At 28.1% G+C, this 24,691-nt stretch carries 25 protein-coding genes and 2 pseudogenes; 19 read left to right on the top strand and 8 right to left on the bottom strand.

Going from position 1 to position 24,691, the window contains the following annotated elements:
- Position 1 precedes the first annotated feature (1 nt).
- The 3 genes from ACFIJ5_RS07340 to ACFIJ5_RS07350 all read left to right on the top strand — a co-directional run bounded on the left by ACFIJ5_RS07340 (position 2) and on the right by ACFIJ5_RS07350 (position 1,227).
- The gene (locus ACFIJ5_RS07340) at positions 2-358 is read left to right on the top strand and encodes a NifB/NifX family molybdenum-iron cluster-binding protein (RefSeq protein WP_379805588.1); all 357 of its coding nucleotides are present in this window, start codon (positions 2-4) and stop codon (positions 356-358) included.
- A gap of 193 nt (positions 359-551) precedes the next feature.
- Positions 552-797, top strand: coding sequence for a hypothetical protein (locus tag ACFIJ5_RS07345; protein ID WP_379805590.1), 246 nt, complete (start codon positions 552-554; stop codon positions 795-797).
- Between the two features lie 157 nt (positions 798-954).
- A complete protein-coding gene (locus tag ACFIJ5_RS07350) occupies positions 955-1,227 on the top strand; it encodes an ATP cone domain-containing protein (protein ID WP_379805592.1) in 273 nt (90 codons plus the stop codon).
- A gap of 70 nt (positions 1,228-1,297) precedes the next feature.
- On the opposite strand, the gene ACFIJ5_RS07355 is transcribed toward ACFIJ5_RS07350, so the two are convergent.
- The 3 genes from ACFIJ5_RS07355 to ACFIJ5_RS07365 all read right to left on the bottom strand — a co-directional run bounded on the left by ACFIJ5_RS07355 (position 1,298) and on the right by ACFIJ5_RS07365 (position 5,206).
- Positions 1,298-1,735: a DMT family transporter gene (locus ACFIJ5_RS07355; protein WP_379805594.1), complete on the bottom strand. Its 438-nt coding sequence runs from the start codon at positions 1,733-1,735 to the stop codon at positions 1,298-1,300.
- 117 nt (positions 1,736-1,852) lie between these two features.
- A complete protein-coding gene (locus ACFIJ5_RS07360; RefSeq protein WP_379809566.1) occupies positions 1,853-2,605 on the bottom strand; it encodes a TSUP family transporter in 753 nt (250 codons plus the stop codon).
- A 720-nt stretch (positions 2,606-3,325) separates the two neighbouring features.
- A complete protein-coding gene (locus ACFIJ5_RS07365) occupies positions 3,326-5,206 on the bottom strand; it encodes an LTA synthase family protein (protein WP_379805596.1) in 1,881 nt (626 codons plus the stop codon).
- A gap of 194 nt (positions 5,207-5,400) precedes the next feature.
- On the opposite strand from ACFIJ5_RS07365, the gene rlmD reads away from it, so the two are divergent.
- The 7 genes from rlmD (at position 5,401) to ACFIJ5_RS07400 (ending at position 14,043) form a co-directional block, all read left to right on the top strand.
- Positions 5,401-6,762, top strand: coding sequence for a 23S rRNA (uracil(1939)-C(5))-methyltransferase RlmD (gene rlmD / locus ACFIJ5_RS07370; RefSeq protein WP_379805598.1), 1,362 nt, complete (start codon positions 5,401-5,403; stop codon positions 6,760-6,762).
- A 463-nt stretch (positions 6,763-7,225) separates the two neighbouring features.
- Positions 7,226-7,456: a hypothetical protein gene (locus ACFIJ5_RS07375; RefSeq protein WP_379805600.1), complete on the top strand. Its 231-nt coding sequence runs from the start codon at positions 7,226-7,228 to the stop codon at positions 7,454-7,456.
- A 194-nt stretch (positions 7,457-7,650) separates the two neighbouring features.
- The gene (locus tag ACFIJ5_RS07380) at positions 7,651-8,589 is read left to right on the top strand and encodes a hypothetical protein (RefSeq protein WP_379805602.1); all 939 of its coding nucleotides are present in this window, start codon (positions 7,651-7,653) and stop codon (positions 8,587-8,589) included.
- 487 nt (positions 8,590-9,076) lie between these two features.
- Positions 9,077-9,448 (top strand): tetratricopeptide repeat protein, encoded by a 372-nt coding sequence (locus ACFIJ5_RS07385; protein WP_379805604.1) that lies wholly within the window; start codon positions 9,077-9,079, stop codon positions 9,446-9,448.
- A 1-nt stretch (position 9,449) separates the two neighbouring features.
- On the top strand, positions 9,450-11,579 hold the full coding sequence (locus ACFIJ5_RS07390; protein WP_379805606.1) for an AAA family ATPase: 2,130 nt from the start codon (positions 9,450-9,452) through the stop codon (positions 11,577-11,579).
- A complete protein-coding gene (locus ACFIJ5_RS07395; RefSeq protein ID WP_379805608.1) occupies positions 11,576-12,985 on the top strand; it encodes a hypothetical protein in 1,410 nt (469 codons plus the stop codon). The genes ACFIJ5_RS07390 and ACFIJ5_RS07395 overlap by 4 nt, the downstream gene beginning before the upstream one ends.
- Positions 12,986-13,038: 53 nt before the next feature.
- On the top strand, positions 13,039-14,043 hold the full coding sequence (locus tag ACFIJ5_RS07400) for a DUF7662 domain-containing protein (RefSeq protein WP_379805610.1): 1,005 nt from the start codon (positions 13,039-13,041) through the stop codon (positions 14,041-14,043).
- A gap of 94 nt (positions 14,044-14,137) precedes the next feature.
- On the opposite strand, the gene ACFIJ5_RS07405 is transcribed toward ACFIJ5_RS07400, so the two are convergent.
- Both ACFIJ5_RS07405 and ACFIJ5_RS07410 read right to left on the bottom strand, forming a co-directional pair.
- Positions 14,138-15,474 (bottom strand): IS3 family transposase gene (locus tag ACFIJ5_RS07405; RefSeq protein WP_379805612.1). Its coding sequence is split into 2 segments (ribosomal slippage): positions 14,138-15,093 and positions 15,093-15,474, totalling 1,338 coding nucleotides; the frame shifts between segments, so codons are not numbered across the junction.
- 359 nt (positions 15,475-15,833) lie between these two features.
- On the bottom strand, positions 15,834-17,129 hold the full coding sequence (locus ACFIJ5_RS07410) for an IS110 family RNA-guided transposase (protein ID WP_379805614.1): 1,296 nt from the start codon (positions 17,127-17,129) through the stop codon (positions 15,834-15,836).
- A gap of 407 nt (positions 17,130-17,536) precedes the next feature.
- On the opposite strand from ACFIJ5_RS07410, the gene ACFIJ5_RS07415 reads away from it, so the two are divergent.
- On the top strand, positions 17,537-18,541 hold the full coding sequence (locus tag ACFIJ5_RS07415; protein ID WP_379805616.1) for a hypothetical protein: 1,005 nt from the start codon (positions 17,537-17,539) through the stop codon (positions 18,539-18,541).
- 56 nt (positions 18,542-18,597) lie between these two features.
- Here ACFIJ5_RS07415 and ACFIJ5_RS07420 read toward each other — a convergent pair whose 3' ends face one another.
- Genes ACFIJ5_RS07420 through ACFIJ5_RS07430 form a run of 3 tightly spaced genes read right to left on the bottom strand, consistent with a single transcriptional unit; the run spans position 18,598 to position 19,553 of the window.
- Positions 18,598-19,035: an ImmA/IrrE family metallo-endopeptidase gene (locus tag ACFIJ5_RS07420; protein WP_379805618.1), complete on the bottom strand. Its 438-nt coding sequence runs from the start codon at positions 19,033-19,035 to the stop codon at positions 18,598-18,600.
- A 14-nt stretch (positions 19,036-19,049) separates the two neighbouring features.
- Complete coding sequence (locus ACFIJ5_RS07425) at positions 19,050-19,295, bottom strand: hypothetical protein (protein ID WP_379805620.1); 246 nt, start codon at positions 19,293-19,295, stop codon at positions 19,050-19,052.
- Positions 19,296-19,334: 39 nt separating this feature from the next.
- Positions 19,335-19,553 carry a helix-turn-helix domain-containing protein gene (locus ACFIJ5_RS07430; RefSeq protein ID WP_379809567.1) on the bottom strand — a complete coding sequence of 73 codons (219 nt, stop codon included), beginning with the start codon at positions 19,551-19,553 and terminating at the stop codon, positions 19,335-19,337.
- Between ACFIJ5_RS07430 and ACFIJ5_RS07435 the strand changes: the two are divergent.
- From ACFIJ5_RS07435 to ACFIJ5_RS07465, 8 genes and pseudogenes are all read left to right on the top strand, one after another.
- Positions 19,549-20,592: pseudogene (locus tag ACFIJ5_RS07435) on the top strand (SNF2-related protein); the annotation flags it as partial. The gene ACFIJ5_RS07430 and the pseudogene ACFIJ5_RS07435 overlap by 5 nt on opposite strands.
- Positions 20,549-21,085, top strand: coding sequence for a DUF1492 domain-containing protein (locus ACFIJ5_RS07440; RefSeq protein WP_379805622.1), 537 nt, complete (start codon positions 20,549-20,551; stop codon positions 21,083-21,085). The pseudogene ACFIJ5_RS07435 and the gene ACFIJ5_RS07440, both read left to right, overlap by 44 nt.
- 117 nt (positions 21,086-21,202) lie before the next feature.
- Positions 21,203-21,382, top strand: a complete 180-nt coding sequence (locus ACFIJ5_RS18860; protein ID WP_459253869.1) for a hypothetical protein — start codon at positions 21,203-21,205, stop codon at positions 21,380-21,382.
- Positions 21,383-21,397: 15 nt separating this feature from the next.
- A pseudogene (locus ACFIJ5_RS18865) lies at positions 21,398-21,556 on the top strand (HNH endonuclease signature motif containing protein); the annotation flags it as partial.
- A 244-nt stretch (positions 21,557-21,800) separates the two neighbouring features.
- Positions 21,801-22,208, top strand: a complete 408-nt coding sequence (locus tag ACFIJ5_RS07450) for a hypothetical protein (RefSeq protein WP_379805624.1) — start codon at positions 21,801-21,803, stop codon at positions 22,206-22,208.
- 309 nt (positions 22,209-22,517) lie between these two features.
- The gene (locus tag ACFIJ5_RS07455) at positions 22,518-22,673 is read left to right on the top strand and encodes a hypothetical protein (RefSeq protein ID WP_379805626.1); all 156 of its coding nucleotides are present in this window, start codon (positions 22,518-22,520) and stop codon (positions 22,671-22,673) included.
- Between the two features lie 96 nt (positions 22,674-22,769).
- The gene (locus tag ACFIJ5_RS07460) at positions 22,770-22,967 is read left to right on the top strand and encodes a hypothetical protein (protein WP_379805628.1); all 198 of its coding nucleotides are present in this window, start codon (positions 22,770-22,772) and stop codon (positions 22,965-22,967) included.
- A gap of 111 nt (positions 22,968-23,078) precedes the next feature.
- Positions 23,079-24,578 (top strand): recombinase family protein, encoded by a 1,500-nt coding sequence (locus ACFIJ5_RS07465; protein WP_379805630.1) that lies wholly within the window; start codon positions 23,079-23,081, stop codon positions 24,576-24,578.
- Positions 24,579-24,691 lie beyond the last annotated feature (113 nt).

The following is a 24,691-nucleotide window of genomic DNA, read 5'->3' on the forward strand; positions in this document are numbered from 1 at the left end:
TATGAAAATATCAGTTGCAAGTGAAGGAAATATAGTAAGTGGACATTTTGGTCATTGTGATACATTCAGAATGTACAATGTAGAAGGTAATAAAGTAGTTTCTAGTGAAGTAGTTGCAAATCCAGGACATAGACCAGGATTTTTACCAGTATTTTTAAGAGATCAAAAGGTAGATGTAATAATAGCAGGCGGTATGGGAGCTGCAGCTCAAGATTTATTTAATCAAAATGGTATAGAAGTAGTAGTAGGAGTAAGAGGTAATGCTGACGATGCAGTAGCTGGTTATTTAAATGGTACAGTTAAATCAACTGGAAGTGTATGTCATGCTCATGAACATGAAGGACATTGTGAAGACTAATTTATAAAGTGTAAAGTAGAAAGAATAGAGTATAAATAAGGATAAATTCCCGGAGCAAAGCTTCGGGAATTTTGTGATTATATTTAAAATTTTCGAAATTTTTAAAAAATAAGAAGGAAAAAATAATAAGGGATAGAAGTATATATATAATAACAATTTCTTAAGAGGTTTAATACAGGAAGGGGGATACTGTATGAGCAAGTTATATTATTGTTTAGATTGTAAAAGAGTTTTTAAAGATGAATCTAAATGTAATTTTTGTAATGGAGAAAATGTTAAAGAATTAAAGGTTGGCAAATCTGTTAATGTAATTGGTACAAAATTAAAAGGAAAAGTTTTAAAAGTAAATGGGGATAATGTTAAACTTATTTTAAAAGATGAAATGAATAATAAGTACTTAAAAGAATATAAAACTGAAGAATTAAAAAAAATATTGTAAAGTAAAAAATGATTTTTTTCAAATGTTTCTTACGCAATATATCATTTCCCTTCGCTAGACAGTATTTTTTATTGCAAAAGTTGAGCTATTTATATAAAAATTTAAAAATAGTATATACTATGGATATAGTTGAGAAAATTAGATAGGAGACGTGAAAATGAAAGTAGTAAAAAAAGATGGAAGAATTGAAAATTTCGATATAAGTAAAGTTATGACTACAATTGCTAGAGCTTCAGATGATGCAAATACACCTTTAACTTCATCTGATGTGGAAAATTTATCAGAGGATGTACGAGATAATATAGTAACTAATTATAAAGATCCAGTGCATGTTATACAGATAAGGGATGCGGTAATTAGAGAATTACAAAAATTAGGTTTTAGAAGTATAGCAAGTGTATATGATACGGGGAAGGTGGAGAGAAGATAGAGGACAGTTAACAGTTGACAGTTAAGGATGATTTTCCGAAGCAAAGCTTCGGAAAATTTTATATTAAGGGTTATTTAATAACCAAGTTTACTCCAATAATTAAAAATAAAATTCCAATTATTTTTACAGGAGTAATTGGTATACGGTCAATACCTAAAATTCCAAAATGGTTAATTAGTGCTCCGGTTATAAGTTGTATTGAAACGAATATGGAAAAGGCTGATGCAGTACCTAAAACAGGTACTATTTTTATTGAAAAAAATACAATAATAATTCCCAATACCCCGCCAATTAGATATATAGGGCTAGCCTTAGTTACATTCACATATTCTTTTATATTACCTGTAAATAATACAACTAGCAGCATTAAAGAAAAACTAGTCATAAAACTGTGAAGTGCTGCATTTTTCACATTAACGTATTTACCTAAACAAGCATTAATAGGAGCTTGTAGTCCCATACATACTCCTATTATAACAGCAATTATTACTGCATGAGTTTTGTCCATGATATTTCCCCCCATTTGAACATATTATGTTAATATTTCTTACCTAAGTGAAAGTTTTTTATGTAATATGTACTTTTATTCCAGAAGTAAAATGCTGTTTATCAGAGCTTAGAGGACTTAGCTTATAAGACCAAATAACATTTTACCTGCCACAGCTAATGACATAACAACAAAAATAGGTTTTATCAATTTTGAACCTTTATTAAGTGCTACTTTTGTACCAAGTCTTGCCCCTAAAATCATAAAGATTGATACTGGTATTGCATATGTATAAAAAATTCTCCCGTTTATAGCAAATAGAATTAAAGAAGTAATATTACTTATGAAATTTAAAATTCTAGCGTTTCCTACAGCATGTACAAAATCATATCCAAAAATCCCTATAAGTCCAAAAATCAAAAATGATCCAGTTCCAGGACCAAAGAATCCATCATAAAATCCTAATAAAAGAGCTAAAATAATTCCTAAAAAAATGTTTTTATTATTTAATCCTTTAAATTTATTTTCAACGCCTAGGGTTTTAGAAAACATACTGTATATTCCGATAAACATTATCATTACTAAAACAAGAATATTGAGCACAGCTTCATTAATGTTTAAAACTACGTTAACGCCAATCACTGCACCGATTAGAGTAAAAGGTACTAGAAAACCTAGAAGTTTAAAGTTAACCTTGCCTGATTTTGCAAATTTTAATGAACTTGTAAATGAACCACAGGCAGCACCAAATTTATTAGTACCAAGTACAAATGAAGGTTTAAGCCCTGCTAAAAGGTATGCAGGTACAGTTATAAGTCCACCTCCTCCGGCAATGGAGTCGACAAATGCCGCGACAAATCCAGCAATGCATAAAAGAATAATTTTCAAAATAGTCATCTCCTCACAATCTATTTTAATTAGTAGTGAATATCACTTTAGTAACAAGTTCTAAGTCCTACTCATATTCAAAAGGAGATTTTCTGAAAATATCAGCTTATCTCAGGGAATAATGTATCTGAACCACCATAAATGATATCTTGCTATAAAACCTTTAACTTCATAAAGTAATTCTAAGCCCTAAAAATTTAATATTGCTAAAAAACTCAAACTCGCTACACTCAAACAATGAGTTTTTCTTAACGCAATATTAAATTTTTAGGGCAAGAATTACTAATTATTTGTTAAAATGGTTTTTACGCAATATATCATTTATTTACGTTAAGAGTTATCTTTATTCTATGGAAGTTGAATTATCAGAAAATAACTCTTTTGAAATTCGTAAAACTAAGAACTTGTAGAATTTGTTTTAATGATATTCTGCATAATATATAGATATTTGATCCTTATCTTTCTCAATTTTTCTAAGCATACATAGATTATAATTCAATTTCATAAATAAATCTATATTTCTTCTTTAATCTTTGTAGTTTGTATATAGAATGTATACAGTGCCAGAAAATAAAAAGCGTATAAGATAAAGGAATCTTTGAACGACATTTACGTACTCTTATACTTACGAATTTGAAAAAAGTTATTTTTTAATTACGAATTCCTTTTTGAACAAAACAAAATAGGCATAATTCCTGAAAGGAATTATGCCTATTTAAAATTCTAGTTACCCTTATTAAAACTCTTTATTAGATTATTATCAAGCAATGTATCAGAATAATCAAGCTGCTTAATAGCATTCTCTTTTTTCTTTTTCAATTCTTCCGTCTCTTTCAATTTCTCTCCAGCTTTTAAGTCATAATAATTACTATTAGAAGAAGAATAAAATACCTTATCATCAATAAAAGAACCTGTTCTAAATACAACCATTCTATCCTCTACATTAAAGATATCACGACCAAACATATATTTGTTCTTTAAACCAAACATATTAGCTAGAGTAGGATATAAATCCATTTGACCAGCAGTTACATGATTAACTCCCTTATTTTCATCATTAGGAAAACGAATCATAAGAGGAACCTTTTGATATTTCATCCAGTTAAATTCAGTATCACCATTTACACCTACAAATGAATAAAGTTCATTTGCGTGATTTCTTGGTATTGCAAAGTGATCACCGTATAATACTACAATAGAATCATCAAGCATGCCTTTTTTTTCAAGTTTATCTAAAAACATTCCTAATTGCTTGTCTGTATAATGAATAGATTTTAAATAGTTTCCAATAAATGTATCTTCATATTTTCCTACATTAAATTCACCATATTTATCTACAGCTTCAAATGGGAAATGGCTTGTCAAAGTAACAAGGAAAGAAAAATAAGGTTCTTTCATTTTTTTCATCTTTTCTAAAGACTGATTAAGAAAAGATTCATCACTTATACCAAGACCTATTTTTTCATCAACATTAAAGCTATTTTCTCCATAGAAGTTATCAAAGCCTTCTTTTCTGTACATAACATTTCTATTCCAGAAACCTTCTTTATAACCGTGAAAAGCTGCTGCATCATACTTCTTATCTTTAAGTTCAGTAGCTAGTGAATTATACTCGTCACCACTATAGATGTAATATGCTGCACCAGATGTTGCTGGATAGAATGAGTTTAGTGACATAAACTCTGCATCAGAAGTATTTCCTCCAGCTACTTGATAATAATAGTTATCAAAGTATAAACTTCTTTTTAACCATCTATTTAAGTTTGGAGTAATTTCTTGTCCTTCTATTTTTTGATTTATTACAAATTCTTGAAGAGCTTCTACTTGAATCATTATCAAGTTTTTATCTTTACCTACGTTTTTAAATTTATCACCTGAAGGTTTTGTATTATTAGTTAAATAAGTTTTTATATCCTTTTGTTTTTCATTATTAATTGCTTTTTTGTCAAAGAAACTTTTGTTTACAAAGTTATAAACGTCAAGAAAATGACAATTTAAGTTACCTATAGCGTTACATATATATATTTTGTTATACATTCCTTCAATTAATCTAGGTTGCTCTACTCTTAATTTATGAATATAGTATTTATTTGAAATAAAACCTACTGCAAATAGAATCACAAAAGAAATTGCACGTTTTTTAAATGAAATATTATTTTCAAGTTTAAATTTTCTTGAGAAAGTTTTCTTTTTATATTCCATATGTTTTAAAATTGATTTAACAATAGGAATAAGAATTATATCTGTTAGCAATAATAAATCTTGAGGTTTTAGAATATCTTTTACTGCAGAATTTACTGCGCCAAGTAAAATACCGTTTCTAATAACAGGTATAGTTAATACGTCTTTATAATATCTAAAATAATTTATATCAGCTATTATAAAAGCACTGATTATTATATTAAAGATATATAAATACCTAGCTCTACCTTTTCTTTTGAATAATAGAGAAAAGGATGCAATTACTAATACGGAAGCGAATATAGGACCTAATACACCTAATGTTCGGAAGTAAGGATTTATTACATCCCCATATATTAACAACTTAATTGTTACTAAGACTAAAAATAATATTAAGTCTACGTAATCTATTAGTTTTTTCATAAATAAATCGCCCTTTCTTGAATTTTTATATTAGACAAAATAAAAATAATTTGTTAACATTAATAGGCGAATATATTTATTTAGACGCCCATAAAAGTATATCACAATATGAATAAAATTCAATTAGTTATACAGAAAATTCATTAAAAATTTAACAAAATTTAAAAGTTATTAAGAAGTAGGTGGGAGAACATATGAGAAAAGGAAAAGAATATGTAATAGATATTAATGATACTCAATTCCCTGGGTTTGGTGTAGGTGAGTATGAGGGTAGAAAGGTATTGATAAAAGGAGCTGTACCGGGTCAAAAGGTACTTGCAAGAATAACTAAAAAGAGAAGTTCTAAAATAGAAGGTAGAGTTGTAGAAATAGTTGAAAATGTAGATTATGCTGTAGATCCAAAATGTAAACACTTTGGTATGTGTGGAGGATGCAGCCATCAGTTCCTTCCATATGAAAAACAGTTAGAATTGAAAGAAAAACAAGTATTAAAGTTATTTGAAAATGCTGATTTAAGTGGATTCGAATATTTAGGAATAGAAAAAAGTCCAGAGATTTTTGAATATAGAAATAAAATGGAATTTACTTTTGGTGATTTTGAAAAAGGTGGAGAGTTAACTTTAGGTATGCACAGAAAAGGTTCTCCATTTAGTGTAGTTAATGTAGAAGGATGCCAAATAGTAGATGAAGACTTTAGAATGATCTTAGATGTAGTAGTTAGATATTTTAGAGAAAAACAAATGCCATTTTACAGAATACTAAGTCATGAAGGATATTTGAGAAATTTAGTAATAAGAAAAGCTAAAAACACAAGGGAAATACTTATTAATTTAGTTACAACTACACAAGTAGATTTTGATTTAAGTGAATTAGCTTCTATATTAAAGGTACTAGATTATAAGGATACATTAAAAGGAATAATACATACATGCAATGATTCTCTTTCTGATGTAGTTCAACCAGATAAAGTAGAAGTATTGTATGGTGAGGAATATATAACAGAGGATTTATTAGGACTTAAATTTAAGATAAAACCTTTTTCATTTTTCCAAACTAATTCAAAAGGAGCAGAAAAACTATATTCAATAGTTAAAGATTTCCTGGGAAATTCTAACAATAAAGTTGTATTTGATCTTTACTGTGGAACAGGTACAATAGGTCAAATAGTTGCGGGAAATGCTAAAAAAGTTATTGGTATAGAGCTTATAGAAGAAGCTGTAGAAGCAGCAAATGAAAATGCAAAGTTAAATGGATTAAACAACTGTGAGTTTATAGCTGGAGACGTTGCAAAGGTAATAAAAGAAGTAAGAGAAAAACCAGATGTAATTATTTTAGACCCTCCAAGACCAGGTGTTCATCCAAAGGCATTGGATTATGTTATAAAGTTCAATGCACCAGAGATTGTATATGTATCATGTAACCCAAAAACTTTGGTTAATGATTTGAAGGTGTTAACGGAAAAAGGATATACTATCCAAAAAGTTAAAATAATGGATATGTTTGCCCATACGCCTCATGTGGAGACGGTAGTAAGGCTTAAAAGGAAACACAGGTAGAGGTATTGGTATAGCTGGGGTTGGAGAATGGTGAAAAGGGGATATGTTTCTTGATACGGGGGGAGGAAACAAGAGATATTTTTATTAGGATATAAAATCCCCTCGTCTCCACCATATATAAACTGTAATATTGATACAATAGAAAGTCCTTGATTTCAAGGGCTTTTGGTGTTTTTTGGAGAAAATGAAGTGCTTGAAAAGCAAGTTTTGAAGATATAATTTGAAAATATAATTTTAAAGATGCACCCACCTTATGTATTTTAGTAAGGTGGGTGCATTTTTTTAGGTTAGGATGTGCACTTTTGGCATAAATATACAGATGGTAAAACAATCTAAATTTATTTATAGATTTAAAAAAGTACATAACTTATAGCTCTTATTTAATAGTACTTGGATAAGAAAACAAAAAATTAAAACTTATGATATAATTTAAACATAAGTTAAATAAATTAATGGATATTTTATGAATTTAAAATGTATAAAGGATAATCATGGTTATTATACAGTAGGAGAATGTTATCCTATAATAGATAGAATATGTAATGATTTAGTTATAAAAATAAATAAAGGATGGACTCATAATAAAGAAGTGGAACATTTAATTCATTGCTTAGAGGAAGATATAGAAAAAGGATATTTAAGAATCTTTAAGATGATATATAAATTTGTTTTCTTTTTATTTTTTAGGATATAGATTAAATAGGACTTTTACAGCAACAAATTATTTGTTTAGAATTACTGTTATGATAATAGAAAATGAGTTTAGAATTTAAAAAGAAAGTACCATTGCAAAAGGTGATATGAATTAGAATTATTTAAGGATGATGATGTATATAAAAAAATAATTATTATAAAATTGGTTATGTGCTTGAATTGGAAGGTGATTTTATGAATTTGTGGGAAGCTTATGATAAAATTGATTATTATTTAAAAGGGAAATTACTTACGATTCCACCGTATCCTTGTGTTTCTGGAAATAAGGTGCATGAGTTATTAGATTGCTTAGAAAAACCAGATCCAGCGTGGGGAGGAGTACAAGGAGAAATTTTAAGAATGGTTGCTAATCCATGGCAAAGAGCATATCAGATAGAATATAGATTTAAGCCATCAAAAATATTTAATGATTTTATGAAAGTAATTGAAAGTGCTACATATGATTTGATGGTTGGTAACTATATATGTTCATATATAAGTTTAGTTCCTGTTGTCGAAGCAGTATTAAGAGAATGGGCTGCTGAAAGCTATAAGGAAATAAAATCAGTAAATACAGATGGAGATTTTAGTACATTTGTTTTTGAAAAAAACTTAGTTAAATATTTAAAAGAAAAGAATGGTGAGAGACAACACAATCCAAAGTTTCAAAAGTGGATAAGTAATCAAATTAAATATTTTGACTTTATGATTAAAAAAGTATTTTACCTTAATTTTAAAAGCTCTGAAAAGGGTTTAAAAAGAGAGTTTAATAGAAATAGAACACTACATCTTTTGGAAAATGTTGATGAACCAGAAGTTTTAAGGGATAATAACACAAGAATTTTTTTATTATTAGATATTATATCTGAATTATATCTAGCTTTGAATGATGAGCTTTATGTCAAAAATACTTTTTATTGTGATTATGAAGATAATATTGATTTTAATCTAAGATGGAAAATTTATATAAAAAATGCAATGGAATCTATAGATTTTACGGATATGACTATAATACGATTTGCATTTTTAAACAAGGATGAAAAGTTATGCTTATCTGATGATAAAAAAAAGAAATTTTTAGAACAAAAAGATTATCAAATTGAGTTTTTAAAAAACATAAAAGGTAAAATATAATGTTTTTAATAGATCTCATCAAGCCTATGTAACACAATGTGTTATATGCGTAACAAGATGGGCCTTTTGCTTTAGGAGAAAAATATGAAAAATAAACCTTTTAAATCTATTTAATTGGGAAAAAATTTTAGATGTAGGTTAATTTAAAGCATATTGATGAATAATATATAATAACAGTTCCTGTGAGCCTCTTGATGATGAGTAATATTACAGGCCTGACCCTGGAGTAATCCAGGGTTTTTGTTTTTATATAAATAATAATAGGTTTATAAATTTAGAAAATTTACAATAAATAACAACAATATATTGGATAACATAGAAAAACATTGAAATATAGTATAAAATCTTATTTAAGACGAAAGTGTTACTATAATAATAGATAGAAGAATATAGAAATGAAAATAAAATATTAACATAAAATTTAGGTGAGATTAGAAACAGAATCTAATTACCCAAAATTACTAAATAGGAGATGAGTTTGAAGATTATGGATAAATTTGATATACAAGTTGATAGAAATTTGAAAGGTATTGAATATGAAAAATGTGGGGAAATAAGCAAAGCAATTGATTTATATGAAAAAAATATAGCAGAAAATTTTGAGGGTAATCATCCGTATGATAGATTAGCAGTAATTTATAGAAAGCAAAAAAGATTAGACGATGAGATTAGGGTGTTAGAAAAGGCTATTTATGTGTTTGAAAATATAGTTTATAAAAATAGAGGGGATAGAACACCGAAATTGGAAAAATTCATAAAGAGATTAATAAAAGTTAAAAAATTAAAAATGAAAAAATTTAAACAATCATTAAAGGAAATGAGTGAAAATTTTATAAAAATTACAGGAGCGGTAAAATAAAATGGATAGTCTAGAGAATAAAAAGATTGAGTTATGCTATGTATGGTTAGAAGAATATAAGGCTTTTAAAGATGCTGAATTTAATTTTTCAAATAAGGTTAATTTCCATAAAAAAGACAATTCGATAGAAATAAGCAAAAAAACAGCAGTTGAAAATTTTTTTGGAAATAATATAACAAATATAACTGCTATAGTTGGCAAAAATGGAGACGGTAAAACAACAATAATAGAATTTTTAAATGAATTTTTTTATGTACGGAATTATATAAAAAATAGATTTGTTGTTATTTTAAAAGAAGAAAAATATAAGATTTATTACAAAAATGATATTGAACCTATTATTGATAATAATATGGATGCTGTATATTATAAGTGTGATAGCGAAGACATAGTGTTGCCTCAAAGTTTAGCTACAATATTCTTTTCTAATATTTTTGATAAAAATACATCAATAAGTAATCAAGGGCATAGCAAATATGTTAATGTATCAACAAATTCACTAATTAGAAATGTAAGAGATAATAGAGGTGCATTTCAACTTACAAGCGACATTGAGCTTTTTGAAAATGAAGAGTTCAAAAGAGAATTTGAATTTTTAGATAAATATAATACTGAAAATATAAAATTGCCATATGATTTTATGAAGTGGTTTCCTAATAGATTAGAGATTAATCTTAATGAAAGTGTACTTTTGACAAAAAGAGAAGGTTCAGTAAATGATGGTGAGTTTTTTTCTAAAATCCAGAAATATATATTTGATAAAGTTTATAGTAAATTTGAGTACGACCTTTTAAAATCACAATCTTTTCAAGAAGTGTTTGAAAGATTGTATTCCGGAAACTGTATTGATAATTTCTTCAAAGAAATATATGAGGATAGAAGAATTTTATTTCCAAATTTAAGATATGATAAAATAAATAGGATTAGTGCACAAAATTTAGAAAATCAATTTGGTGATAAAGAAAAAGAAATCGAAAAAATTAAAAATGATGTTATTAAAAACTGGGATGAGTTTAAGCCTAATCAAACGAAGATAAATTTTGATTACTGCATAGAGATTTTTAAAAAATTAAAAGAAACTTTTAGAAAATTAAAAGATGAATTTGGAAAATTCCAAAAATCAGATGGATTTAAAATTTATTCTTTAATGTTGGAAAACTATGATAAACAAATAGAAGTAATTGAGAATAATATTAAACTAACTAAAATGATAAGAAAAAAGATATCTAAAAATAATTTAAAGAGAATAACTTCACTGATAGTAGAGTTAGAAGTAGGAAAAGTATATACAAAATGTTTTATAGAAGTTGGGTGGCTGAATACATACTGGGCTAGAGATAAAAAAAGGTTAAGTTCAGGAGAAAATGCGTTATTAAATATGTACTCCAGATTTTATTATGCTAAGCAAAAAATACAAGAAGGTTGTAAAAACTTAATAATTTTAATGGATGAACCTGAATTGTATTTTCATCCTGAGTGGCAAAGAGGCTTAATAAGTTATTTAATAGATTTTTTAAAAAATGTGTTCAGAGAATATAATATTCAAGTAATTATGACTTCTAACTCTTCTTATATAATATCAGATTTACCTAAAGAAAATATCATATTTCTTGAGAAAGAAAATGAGCAATGTAAGGTGTGCGACAACAAAAATTTTAAACAAACCTTTGGTGCTAATATACATACGTTACTAACTAATTCATTTTTTTTGCAAAACACTATAGGGGAGTTTGCAAATCAAAATATAAAAGATTCTTTAAAAATTATGGACAAGTACAAACAATTTAATGATTCAAAGATTAGAAAAACAGAATTTAAAGAAGAATATATAAAATATATGGGGTGTAAAGAAAATGAAGAAATTAGCATAGAAGAAATGAAAAAAAAGATAAAATATATTATCAAGATTATTGGAGAACCCTTAATTAAAAGAAAATTAGAAGAAATATATAGGACAACTTTTCCGGAAGATAGAGAAGACTATGAATTGGAGATAAAGAAATTACAGCAGGAAAAAGGCAAATTACAAGAAATTATAAAGGAAAAAGGTCTGGATAATATTGAAGGTATAATGAAACTGTTGGAGCAGAAGATTAGAGAATTAGAAGAGAAAGCTGGAGATGGGGTATGATAAAGATACGAGTTAATGAAGGCAGAATGAAGAAAATAGAAGAAAAACATTGGAAGTGGTTTTGGAACAATTATAATAAAACAATTACAAGATGTATAGAGGCAGAAGAAGAAGAGTTTTATTATAAAAAATATAATGAAAAAACTAAAAAATATGATATTGAAGAAAAGATAACAGATATAGAAATTAAAAGATTTTTAAGTTACATAAATAAAACTAATGCTCAATCTGAACCAGAAATATTGAAAATTATTATAGTAGGAAAATTAATTAATGAAGAAAATAAAAAAGAGTCTATAAGATACATAACTGAAAATATATTAAAGAAATTCCCCAAAATATTTTGTTGCCAGATACAGCAAAGCGTTAAATCATTTTTGAAAAATAAAAAAATAATAATGAAAAATATAAAATGTAGTGATAGAAACAATTCTAATGAATTTAATAAGGTTAAAAATTGTATAAAAGATTATTTTAAAATAAATAAGGACATTTTAAATATTTATGTAGATACATTAGATGATATTAATTTAAAAATAGATCAGATAAATTTAACCGAAAAGCAAGTTCGTAACTTTAATGAAAATACTTTTATAAAATTTAAATATAATGGTAATGAAGAATTTATTCAAATGCAAAAGATTTTATTAAACATATTTAACTACAAATTATTTACTGATGAAGGAAAAGAAGAGGGAGATGATTGGGGAGCATATAGTTTATTAAAAGAATTAGATATAACTACTTGTCCTTATTGTAATAGAAATTATATTCATACTTATATAGGTAAAGAGGGGATGTGTAGGGCAGATATAGATCATTTTTATCCAAAATCTAAGTATCCTTTTTTAGCTGTATCATTATATAATTTTATACCAAGTTGCCATACATGCAATTCTAGTTTCAAGAATGTTGTAGATACATTTTTACTACCTCATTTATATCCTTACGAAAATGAGTTTGATGAAGAGGCTAAGTTTAAAACCAGTTTTTATACAGGTGAGGATAATAAAAATGAAGAATGCGAAAAGGATAATGTTTCACAAAAAAAAGAAGAATATGATATAAGCTATTTATTAGGAAATTCAGATAATTTTAAAATAGAAATTAAACCTAAAGATTGTGAAAGTGAAACAGGAAAGAAAATACAAAATTCAATAGACACTTTTCAACTTGAAGAGTTATATAATTTTCATAAAGATTATGTTAGAGAACTTATTAAAAAGGCTATTATTTACAATGAAAGCAGAATAGACGAGCTGTACACTCAATATCCAGAGCTTTTTAGCAGCAGAGAAGAGGTATTACAAATGGTTGTTTCTAATTATATATGTGATGAAGATTTAGGAAAGAGACCATTATCAAAATTAACAAAGGATATATGTGATGAATTGGGATTAAAATAATTAGATATTGAAAATATAATTATAAACAATGCCTTAAATGGGGGGAAAGTATAATGGCAAAAGGAGATAAGTTTTTACAATTAACTAATTATTTTAAAGTGTGTTCCGAGGAAAGAATATCTTTAACTTTTGATGAGATTGAGCAAATTTTAGGATTTTCGCTAAGTCCTTCTGCTTATAATTATGAGGCTTATTGGTATTTGTCTAAAACTCATAATTTACCTGTTACATGGATAAGTCAAGGTTATAAACTTGAAAACTTAAATTTAATAGGACAAGAAGTTTCTTTTATAAAAAGTAACATAGAAAATATATCAGTATATAATATTGAGAAATTTAATAAAAAAGTAGAGAAGGTTAAAGTAAATATGGAATATAAAATTAGTGGTAAATATGCTATTGAAAATATAAAAAAATATTACAATGTTATTTCTAAAGATAAGAATGGAAGGTATAAATCTTGGGAACACTGTTTTAAATATTTTAATGAAAATAAAAACAAGGGTGGGGATGAAAATATAGTAGAGGTATTGTGTTTACATTTAGCTTTTTATCTTGCAAGCTGGGGAATGTATAGAGGTTCATCATTTCTTCTTCAAAAGGATTATAAAGTTCATCATGAAGCAGTTCTAGAAATACTTAAAGAAAAATATAAGCCACTTTGGAATATAAAATGCAGTGATTTAATTGACAGAGAAAACTTAGAACTTATTTTTGAAGCTAAAAAAGAGCTTAAAGATATTTATATAAATAATCGTAAGAATATAGATGATCATAAAGAGGTATCAGATATTTTAATTACTAAAATTTTAATGGGTACATTTGGATGTGTGCCAGCATATGATAGATTTTTTGTTAAAGGGATAAAAACATATAAAGTAGCTGGGAGTATTTTTAATGAAAAATCAATAGATAATCTTGCTAAGTTTTATATAGCTAATTATGAGCAGTTTGAAAAGTGTAGGCAAGAAATTTCAAGAAATGGAGTAGAATATTCACAAATGAAATTGCTAGACATGTGCTTTTGGCAAATTGGTTATGATAAGAGTAATGAATGAGAAAATAAAAATAACTATAAAACACAAAGATTTAATAAAAGCAAACCCATTCAGTTTAAAATGTACCCTTTGTCAAGGACATTATAAAAAAAGACTATGCAGCAGCTTGAAGATGATTTCTGAATGATACAGGAGTCATCTTCTTTAAATTCCATTGATATCTGTAATTGTTATAGTAATCCATGTATTCATCTATTTCATCTTTAAGCTCGTCCAGAGCTGTGCATGATTTAATGTAAGCCTCATCCTTAAAATGTCCAAAGAATGATTCTTGAGGTGCATTATCCCAACAATTTCCTCGTCTAGACATTGATTGTCCTAATCCAAAACTTTTCACTAACTTTTGGAAAGTGGGGCTAGTGTAATGTGCTCCTTGATCTGAATGGATAAAGGCATCAGGAGCGAGAGTAATATCTTTATTATTCATTGATTTATATATTGTATCAGTGGCAATATCTAGCGATAAGCTAGTGGCTACGTTATAAGCTAGTATCTCATTAGTAGAACCGTCTTTAATCGTAGATAGATATGCTCTTTTGTTATTACCATACGTTAGATAAGTTATATCTGTAAGCAGTACTTTTCCGGGTATATTTTGTTTAAAATCTCTATTCAATAAATTAGGGACAACCCTGTGCTCATGGGTGGCTTTCGCCATTCTTCTATATGGATTAGCCTTCCTTATGGGACAAATAATTTTGTGCTTTTTCATTATTCTTCTGATACGCTTTAAATTATACACAATACCAAACTCACCATTTAATGTAAGCTTAATTTGACGAGCACCTTTTTTACGATTTTTAAAGTTATATGCTTTTAAAATCAAATCTTTTGCTACTTTATCACAAAACTCTCGCTTATTTCTTGACTCCATGGCCGTAGCTGAAAAATAACTATAATATCCTGACCTTGATACACCAGATAAATTACATAAATAACTAATCATATTTTTAAATTTATATTTTTTAACTGTATCTCTTATTATTATGAATTTGTCTTTAGAAAGTAATTTTATTTTTTTCGCGTCATCATCCTTTCCATCATATCGAGCTTTTTTAGAAGTTCGTTCTCAGCTTTCAGTAAATTATTTTGAGCTTGTAGTCGTGCATATTTCTCCTCTAAAGAAAGCTCCTTAGTTGATGGTCGTCCTGAATTATTTCTTCTTGTATCAGCTAAACCACATACACCATTATTTCTATAAGCAGCTCTCCACCTTTTTCCAGATGATCTTACTCTTTCAATTCCTATGATATCTACATCAAATCCACATTCTTCGAATATTTCTCTAGAGAATTTTCCGTTCTGATTCTCAGCTATAAAAATTTTTTTGAATTCATCAGTATACGTAATTGCTTTATCAGTGACATTTTTCACATATTTGTTTTGTGCCAAAGTTTCTATTTGTTCTTCTGTAAATATCTTTTTACTCATTTTTTATCCCCCGAATTCTCATTTGTTTAATTATACATAAAAATACCCTATAAAGTAGACTTTTTTATAGTGTCTACTCTATAGGGTACATTTTATAATTACCTAGTGTTTTAATTTAATTTAAAATAAAAAAAGGAAATACCATAAAAATCAAGAATAAATATATTTTAAAATATAATTATGGGAGTATTAAAATATTACTAATAGGTTAGAGTCATAAATATAAAATAATTAGACCAGCTAGTAATAGTCAATAGTTTTTTTAAAAAAATTTATTTTTAAATTAGGGTATAGCAAAGCTAGCTATTGTAAAAATACGAACAATAGCTCTCTAATTTATTATTTGGGTTTAAAGCCGATTAGGCTACTGTTTTACATTGATTTTGAAGATACATTTTCTCGTGTATCTTAGGATCTCTAATCTCAAAAGGTTTCTGGTTTTTAAGAACCGAGAATATGTACTTGATTAGTTTGTTCATAACAGCACCTAAAGCCACTTTTTTCTTTTTACCTTTAAGATTTTCTTTGTAGTATTTAAGCAAAACTTCATTGTTAGGTTTACCATTTTTGTTAGTTCTCACGGATGCTAATGCGATAGCATATAAGGCTCGGCGTCCGATTCTGGTACCACGCTTAGACATTTTATTTCTATCACTGTTGAATTTGCCTGATTGATTAACAGAAGGATCGATACCAAAATATGCAATTAAATGCTTAGGCTTAAGAAAACCGTTGATGTCACCAATTTCACTCATTATAGTTATTGCTGTTAATTCACCAATACCAGGTATTGAGTATATTAATTGGATGTTTTTAATAAATGTCTCTTGAAGCCTACGGCTTTTTATAAGTGAATGTATTTCCTTCAGCAAACATTCAAGTTGAGTTTCTAAGGTTTCTATCAATGAAATTGTATTAGTGATTTTTACAAATAAGCTAGACGACTTTATCCCAATATAGAGTGCTTCTTGGGCAATAAGAATCAGTTTTTTATAAAGATTTTCACTATAGTTTAGTCCTTTTCTTGAATTGCTAGAAATGATTTCTATCAAAATCTCTCTATCTGCATCAAGAATGGCTTGTGGACTAGTAAATTGCTTAAGTATAGCTAAAGAAGTTTTACACGTAATATTTGAAAATACGGAATTGTATCCAGGAAAAATAACCCTTAAGTCAGTAGATAATTTTTTCTTATAAGTAGATTTAGTATCTGTTAATTTATAGTAGTCTCTGCAGAGAGATTTTAAGGTATAAATTTCAACATCGAATGCAGAAGAACATTTAACAGATTGAAATTTACCTATTTTAGCGATGGATATTGTATCACTTTTATCATTTTTCACTTTTCTTATTCCACTATTTTTGTTACTATTAGTAATGAGTGGATTAAAGATAAATGTTTCGAACTTATCTTTAAGAAAGTGGAAAAGAGTAAGGTGATAAACACCAGTAGATTCCATGAAAATGCCAGTTTTCATGTTAAACTCTTCTTCCGCTTTTTTTATTTGATCTACTAGGTAATCAAAACCATCTCTATTATGTTTAATCTTAAAAGGCTTTCTGTAAATTTCACCGTTAGGTGCCAGAATAGCTACTACTGAAAAATCTGCTGATACATCAATTCCAACTGTTGGTTTATATAAAAATTTACTCATGTGTATTATCTCCTTTATTTTTGAGATAGAATAGATATTCCATTTCTATCAGTAATTCTATAACCTTGTTTGTGACACGGGTAATTCCCAAAAGGAAACCCAACCAGCTAAACATAGAGTTCTCACTGATGGAATGATACGCTAATTCACGGGTATAAATGACTCGACAGAGTCACTCCCAGGAGGTGTACATCTATCCTCTATTCAGGAGATATTATACCAAAATATTTAACTGTATAGGTTTCAATTTGACTTTAATAGAAAACTTAGTTTAGATGTAAAATGAACGCCCTATCGGGCAGAAATAATTAGAATAATAATAAAAAGATTTGTCGTAATGTTCGTTAGAATAATAGATAGTTTTCTATTGAATGTTATGACTACATTATACAAGGTAGGTAAATAATATGTTAATTCCAGTAAAAATAAAAGATTCTATAGAAATTGAAGATACAGAAATAGAAAATACAAACTTTAAATCCTTAAACTTAAGAGAAGAACACATAGAAGAATTTTTGAGAAAAAACATAGAAGTTATATTTGAAGATGAAACTCTTCTTGTGGTTGGAAAGCAGGTTGTAAACAAAGAAAATGGAAGAAGTGATTTAACAGCAGTAGATGAAAATGGTAATCTTGTACTTATTGAGATTAAAAGAGATGTTAAAGATATTATACAGAGGAAAGGGGCTTTTGAATTTCAAGCTATAAGATATGCTGCAAGTTATGCAAAAATTAAAACTCCAGATGATTTAGTTGATAAAATATTTGCATCATACATTGAAAAATATAGGGATGAGTTTGAGCTTGGAGATCTAACTGTTTATGAAAAAGCATCAAGGATTTTAAATGATTTTCTTGAAAAGAATAATGCATTAAAAACCTTTAATTCAAAACAAAGAATAATACTTATAGCATCATCTTTTGATAAGCAAACCCTATCAGCTGCAGCTTGGCTTATAGCTAATAATGTTGATATTAGTTGTTTTGAATTAAGTCCAATGAAAATAGAAGATAGTTATTTTATAGATATTAATAGAATATTACCTCCTCCAACTTTGGAAGATTTTTATGTTGAAGTAGATGATAAAAAACGACATACATATATGGCTAAGAAGAATACATCTATTACTAGAACTATACTTCCAGGAATGGATAAGTTATTTGAGTGGGGGATTATTAAAACTGGAGATGCTGTAGTAATTAAGAATAGAGATAATTCAGAAGCCACTGTTATTGACAGTAAGTATGTTGATTTTAAAGGTGAAAAACTTACATTTAACAAATGGGGACAGAAGGTTACCAGTTGGTCTAGTATTAGAATTTATGATTGGGTTCTAATTAAGGGAAGCGATAAAACTCTACATGAAATGAGGCAAGAGAAAATGTTATCTCTTGAAAATGAAATAGAATAATATTATATATAGAGAAACCAGCAGGTGGTATAAATTTAGTTTACCTGCTGGTTTCTTTAATCTTCTATATTAAATTTGTATTTCAAAAGTTTAACAGGGACACACAGCTTACTAGAAAGTTGATTTATACTTAGTCCCACACATTCTTCCTTATTAAACATATCTTCTATAAGTAGTTCTGCTGCAAACTTATCAGCTTGTATTTCATATTTATTCTTAACTTGAAGTTTATTATCAAGGAAAAATTGTAATGACATATCATTATGAAGTAGAGCATGTCCAAGTTCATGAGCACATATATATTTTTCTTCTTCTTCGGTTAGGTTTGTATTTAGATGTATTATTTCAAAGCCGTTAGGAGTCTTTTGAAAAAGTCCCTTAATCTCATCATCTAAATAGCTTTTCATAATTTTTATATTTAAGCATCCACATAGTTCAAGGGGATCTTTAGTTTCGTATAAATTACTGAGCCCTTCTACAATGTGTTTTATCATAAATATCAAACCCCCTAGAAAATATTATTTTTCTTTTTTTGCATTTGCTGAGCATATTGGAGGCCTAATTTAATGGCATTTGCTAAGGCTATTTTACTATCATCAGATAGGATTTCCCCATTAAGCATAAGTCCCTGTTGAGATAGAATTAAATCCATTGCTTCTTTAACATCTACTATTTCATTTGGTCTTTCATAATCAGTACTACAAGCAATTTCATTATATGGATCTTTAAAACTAGTATCTATTTTTTTAGGCACAATAATGTCTTCTCCTAAATCAATATCTTTTGTAACAAGTTAGTTTTGAGTTTTTTCAAAAAAACTAAACGGTACTTCGCATACTTCGGAAATTTGGCTAAGAACTTTGAAAGTAGGATATGTTCTTCGTGTTTCTATATCAACAATATAACCTTGAGATTTGTGTATATCTTTAGCAAGCATAATTTGAGTATAACGTTGTCCAATTTTTTTAGATTTAATTTTACGAGGCTTTTTTACTAAATTACCTAAAAACAGAGAAAATGTGGTGTGGCTTGTAAAGTATTATGGCAGAGATTGGCCTTTTGATATGGTTGTTATAGATGAGCTTTCAAGTTTTAAATCTCCAAAATCTCAAAGATTTAAGGCATTAAGAAAAGTTAAACCTAAAAGAATAGTAGGACTTACAGGAACTCCAGCACCAAATGGACTTATGGATTTATGGTCTGAAATATATCTTTTAGATGGTGGAGTGAGACTTGGAAAAACAATCACAGGATATAGAGAAAGATATTTTAATCCAGATAAAAGAAATCAAAATGTGATATTTAGTTATAAGCCTAAAGAAGGAGCAAGAGAACATATTTATGAAAAACTAAAAGAAATATGTGTAAGCATGAAAGCAGAAGATTATTTAAAGTTACCAAAGAAAATAGATAATATAATAAAAGTTAAATTATCAAAAACAGCAATGGATAAGTATAAGCAGTTAGAGAAAGATTTACTTTTTCCACTTAAGGATTCAGATATAGTTGCAAATAATGCTGCTGTTCTTACAAACAAATTACTCCAAATGGCAAATGGAGCTGTTTATGATGAAAATGGTGATATTCAAGAAATACATGACGAAAAGATAAAAGCTTTAGAGGATGTTATTGAAGCTGCAAATGGAAAACCAGTACTTATATTTTATTCATATAAGCATGATAGAGATAGACTTAAAAAGCATTTTAAAGTAAAAGAATTAAAAACATCAAAAGATATAAAAGCTTGGAATAAAGGAGAAATTTCTATAATGCTAGTACATCCAGCATCAGCAGGACATGGACTTAATCTTCAAGGTGGGGGAAATATAATAGTTTGGTTTGGACTTACATGGAGTTTGGAATTATAACAGCAAGCTAATGCCAGATTATATAGACAAGGGCAAAAGCATACTGTAGTGATCCATCACATCATAACAAAAGATACAGTAGATGAAAAAGTTATACAAGCTTTAGAAAACAAAGATACAAGTCAAACTGCTTTAATTGATGCAATTAAAGCAAGAATTAAAAAGCAGGAAAGGAGAGCCTAAGATGAATGCAAAAGAATATTTATTACAAGCTGTTTGGCTTGATAAAAGAATAGATAGTAAACTTGAGCAATTGGAATCATTAAAGAGTTTAGCGATGAAAGTAAATACAGATATTACACAGGAAAGAATATCTGGTGGACCTAATAGTAAAAGTTCAATGGAAAATGTAATGGTAAAGGTTATAGATTTAGAGTATGAAATTAATGATGATATTGATAAACTGGTGGCTCTTAAGAAAGAAATTATAGAAACTATAAATAAACTTAATGATTTAAATTATCAATTGCTTTTAGAGATGAGATATATTAATGACAAGTGCTGGGATGAGGTAGCAACAACTATGAGATGCGATAGCAGATGGATATTACGTTTGCATGGAAGAGCATTAAAAGAAATTGAAAAAATAATAAATAAGCCACTGAAAGCCATCCCAAAACTATGCTATAATATAAACTGTAAAAACATAGAAATTCAAGAGTGCCATATGCTGTAGTATATGCCGATGTTATATCGATTCTTAGGAAATGCAGCATTCTTGATAACAAAGCCTTTGAAGCTAAAACTCTATAGTTTTTTTTCTATGTCTAAAAATAAAAGACGGTGAAGCAAAGTGCCAACTAAACCATTAAAACCTTGCAGGCATCCAGGATGTCCTAAACTTACAAAGAATAAATATTGTGAAAAGCATATGAATTTACATGGAAACAAAAGGAAAAATACTGGAAGACGTGGCTATGATAGCAGATGGAACAAAGCAAGAAAGATATTTCTAAAAAATAATCCTCTATGAGTTGAGTGCAAAAAACAAGGTAGGGTAACAAAGGCTACAGTAGTTGATTATACTATTCCTCATAGAGGAGATTATAAATTATTTTGGGACGAGAGCAATTGGCAACCTCTTTGTAAGAAGTGTCATGATAAAAAGACTATGACTAAAGATAGGTATTTAGAGTATAAATATTAAATTTTGTAGGAATTTTAAGAAAAATAGAGTTGTGAAATAACGGAACAGAAATATACGTTAGAATAATATAGATATACTCTATCAAAAAAATTCAAGCATCTCCAAAAAAACAATGAGAACATTTGTTCAAAAAGGAAATAGTAATCAGTTTAAACAGGAAATTAAGCGTTATTATCAATGTTGATAAACCTAATTTAATACCTTATATTAATATTATAATATTAATATAAGGGAGTGAAAGTAAATGAGAATAGCTGAATTTAAAAAACTAATCAATCAAATTGTCATAGGAATTGGAGGGAATGTTCAGAGTAATGGTTTATCGAAAAATATGTTTGACATATGCGATTCGAATGGAAATATAGTAAAGACATACTATGTTAAAATAAGTAGTAGTAAGGTAGGATTTTGGGGATTAACGGTAAATCAAATTAATAAATTAAACAATAATAATGTACCTTTTTCTGTAGTATTGATTTCCAATGATTATATTCATATTTTGAATGATAATGTTGTTAACAAAGATATTCATAACAACAGTAATTTTCCAGTCGCTAAGGATAATGAATATAAAATTAATGCTGTTAAATTAAAAAACACTGAAAGTATAAAAAATGTAACTGGTGTAATAAGTATATGTAAATTATTTTAGGCTTAGAGTTACTGGAAGCCTGTTTGCAAGACTTATAGTCATAAGAAGACAATAACAAATGATAGATGTGTTGAATACGAATATTAAAATATTTTCACAAAATTTTAAATAAATACTGTTTTGGAGGGGGGAGCAAAATCTCTACAACCCCCTTCTACAAAGACCGCCGCCCTTCACGTGTGAATTTTCGTAGAATTAAACAGGGGGGATAGGCAAAAATCCCAAAATATAAAGTTTGAATTAAGTAGCTACAAGCGTTGTGGTTACTTTTTTTTATTGCGTAAAGGTTTAATGAAAGGAGCAGCTCATATGACAAGTGATGAAAAAGAAAAAATAAGTGAATTAAGCTTAAAAGGTATGGGGTATAAAAAAATTGCAAACTTCTTAAATCTGACAAGAGATAGTGTTAGAGAATTTTGTAAGCGTAATGCGTTAGATGGAAGTTCATGTGCTGTTTTGCTCTAAATTTTGAAGAAAAGATAAAAAGAAATTTACTCTGAGCCTATTGTAATAAACGTATTAAGCAAAAAGGTAAAGGTAGAACTAGAAGATTTTGTTCTGATGAATACAGACGAAAATGGTGGAATGAAAATCAAGATAAAAGAAATCACTCTTACAGAGTTTGATGATGATATATTTGAGAATTTAATTGAAAAAGTAGTAGTTATTACACCAACGCATTTAGAATTTCATCTTAAGAATGGAATGAAGGTGGAAGAAGAATTTGTTAAAAAGAAAGGTATTAAAGGATTACAGTAAAGGAGGAGTTTTATGTCTAAGGTTTCAGTAATACCAGCGAAACCAGTACAAGTTATAAAAGGTATGCCAGCTCAAACTAAAAAGAGAGTTTGTGCATACTGAAGAGCAAGTATGGATTCAGATGAACAGCTTACAAGCTATGAGATGAAGGTTACTTATTATGAAAATTACATTAAAAGCAAACCAGAGTATGAGTTTGCTGGAATTTTTGCAGATGAAGGAATATCAGGAACCAATACTAAAAAACGTACCCAATTCAATAAGATGATTGAAGCTGCCTTTGAAGGTAAATTTGATATGATAATTACAAAATCAATAAGTAGATTTTCAAGAAATACACTTGATACTTTAAAGTATATTAGAACTCTAAAAGAAAAAGGTGTAGGAGTGTATTTTGAAAAAGAGCATATAGATACTTTAGACAGCAAAGGTGAAGTTCTAATTACTATCTTGTCCAGTTTGGCGCAAGATAAAAGCAGAAACATATCTGAAAACAGCTGCTGGGGCATAGTCAGAAGATTTCAGCAGGGGAAAGTAAGAGTAAATGCTAAAAGGTTTTTGGGTTATGATAAAGATGAAGATGGAAATCTAATTATAAATGAAGAACAAGCTAAAGTTGTAAGAAGAATATATAGCGAATACCTAGAAGGAAAAGGAATAAGATCAATAGGAAAGGGACTTGAAAAAGATAAAATATTAAATGGATCAGGCAACAGTAAATGGTATGATTCAACAATTCAAAAGATTTTAAGAAATGAGAAATATACAGGAGATGCCTTGCTTCAAAAGACAATGACTGTAGATTTCTTAACCCATAAAAGAGTTAAAAATAACGGACAAATTCAACAGTACTATGTTGAAGACAGTCATCCAGCAATCATTTCAAAAGAAACATTTCAAATGGTCCAGCAAGAAATAAAAAGAAGAGCAGCACTTGTAGGATATTCAGAAAAAACAAAAAGCAGATATACCCACAAATATGCCTTCTCAGGCAAAATAATATGCGGCAACTGCGGCAGTAAATTCAGAAGAAAAAGATGGGGCAATTGCGAAAAGTATAAAAGGTATGTATGGATATGTGCAAATCACATTGATAATGGACTAGAAGCCTGTGATATGAAAGCAGTAGATGAAGAAAGATTAAAAGCAGCTTTTATAAAATCCATAAATAAGATTATTGAAAATAAGGATGAGTTTATTGATAAACTGATGAAAAATATAAATAAGGTGTTTGAGAGTAAAGAAGATGATACGCAGCTGCAGAAAATAAATAAAAGGCTAGAAGAACTTAAGGAACAGATGATGAACTTGGTAAGGCTGAATGTAAGAAGTGGATTAGATAATCAGATTTATGATGAAGAGTATGAAAGGCTATCAGAGAAAATGCAGCAGTTAAAAGAAAAGAAGACGGAGTTTGATAATGTAGAAGCAACAAGGGAGAAGGGGATTCAGAAAGTAAAGGAGATTGAGAAGTCGATTAATGGAAGAGAAGATGTTATTAGAGAGTTTGATGAGGAGCTTTTTACGCAGATGGTGGAGAAGGTTATGGTGGTTAGTTTGGTGGAGTTGGAGTTTGTGTTTAAGAGTGGTGGTAATATGAAGGAAATATAGTAAAAGTTATATTAAATGGTAAAATATATTTTAAAGTTATGATATAATGAAAAAAGTTAGAGGGTATTAATTATAAATATTTATATATATAATATTGCATCTGCATCCATTTT

The sequence above is a fragment of the Haloimpatiens myeolchijeotgali genome (assembly GCF_042688525.2).
Classification (GTDB): domain Bacteria; phylum Bacillota; class Clostridia; order Clostridiales; family Clostridiaceae; genus Haloimpatiens.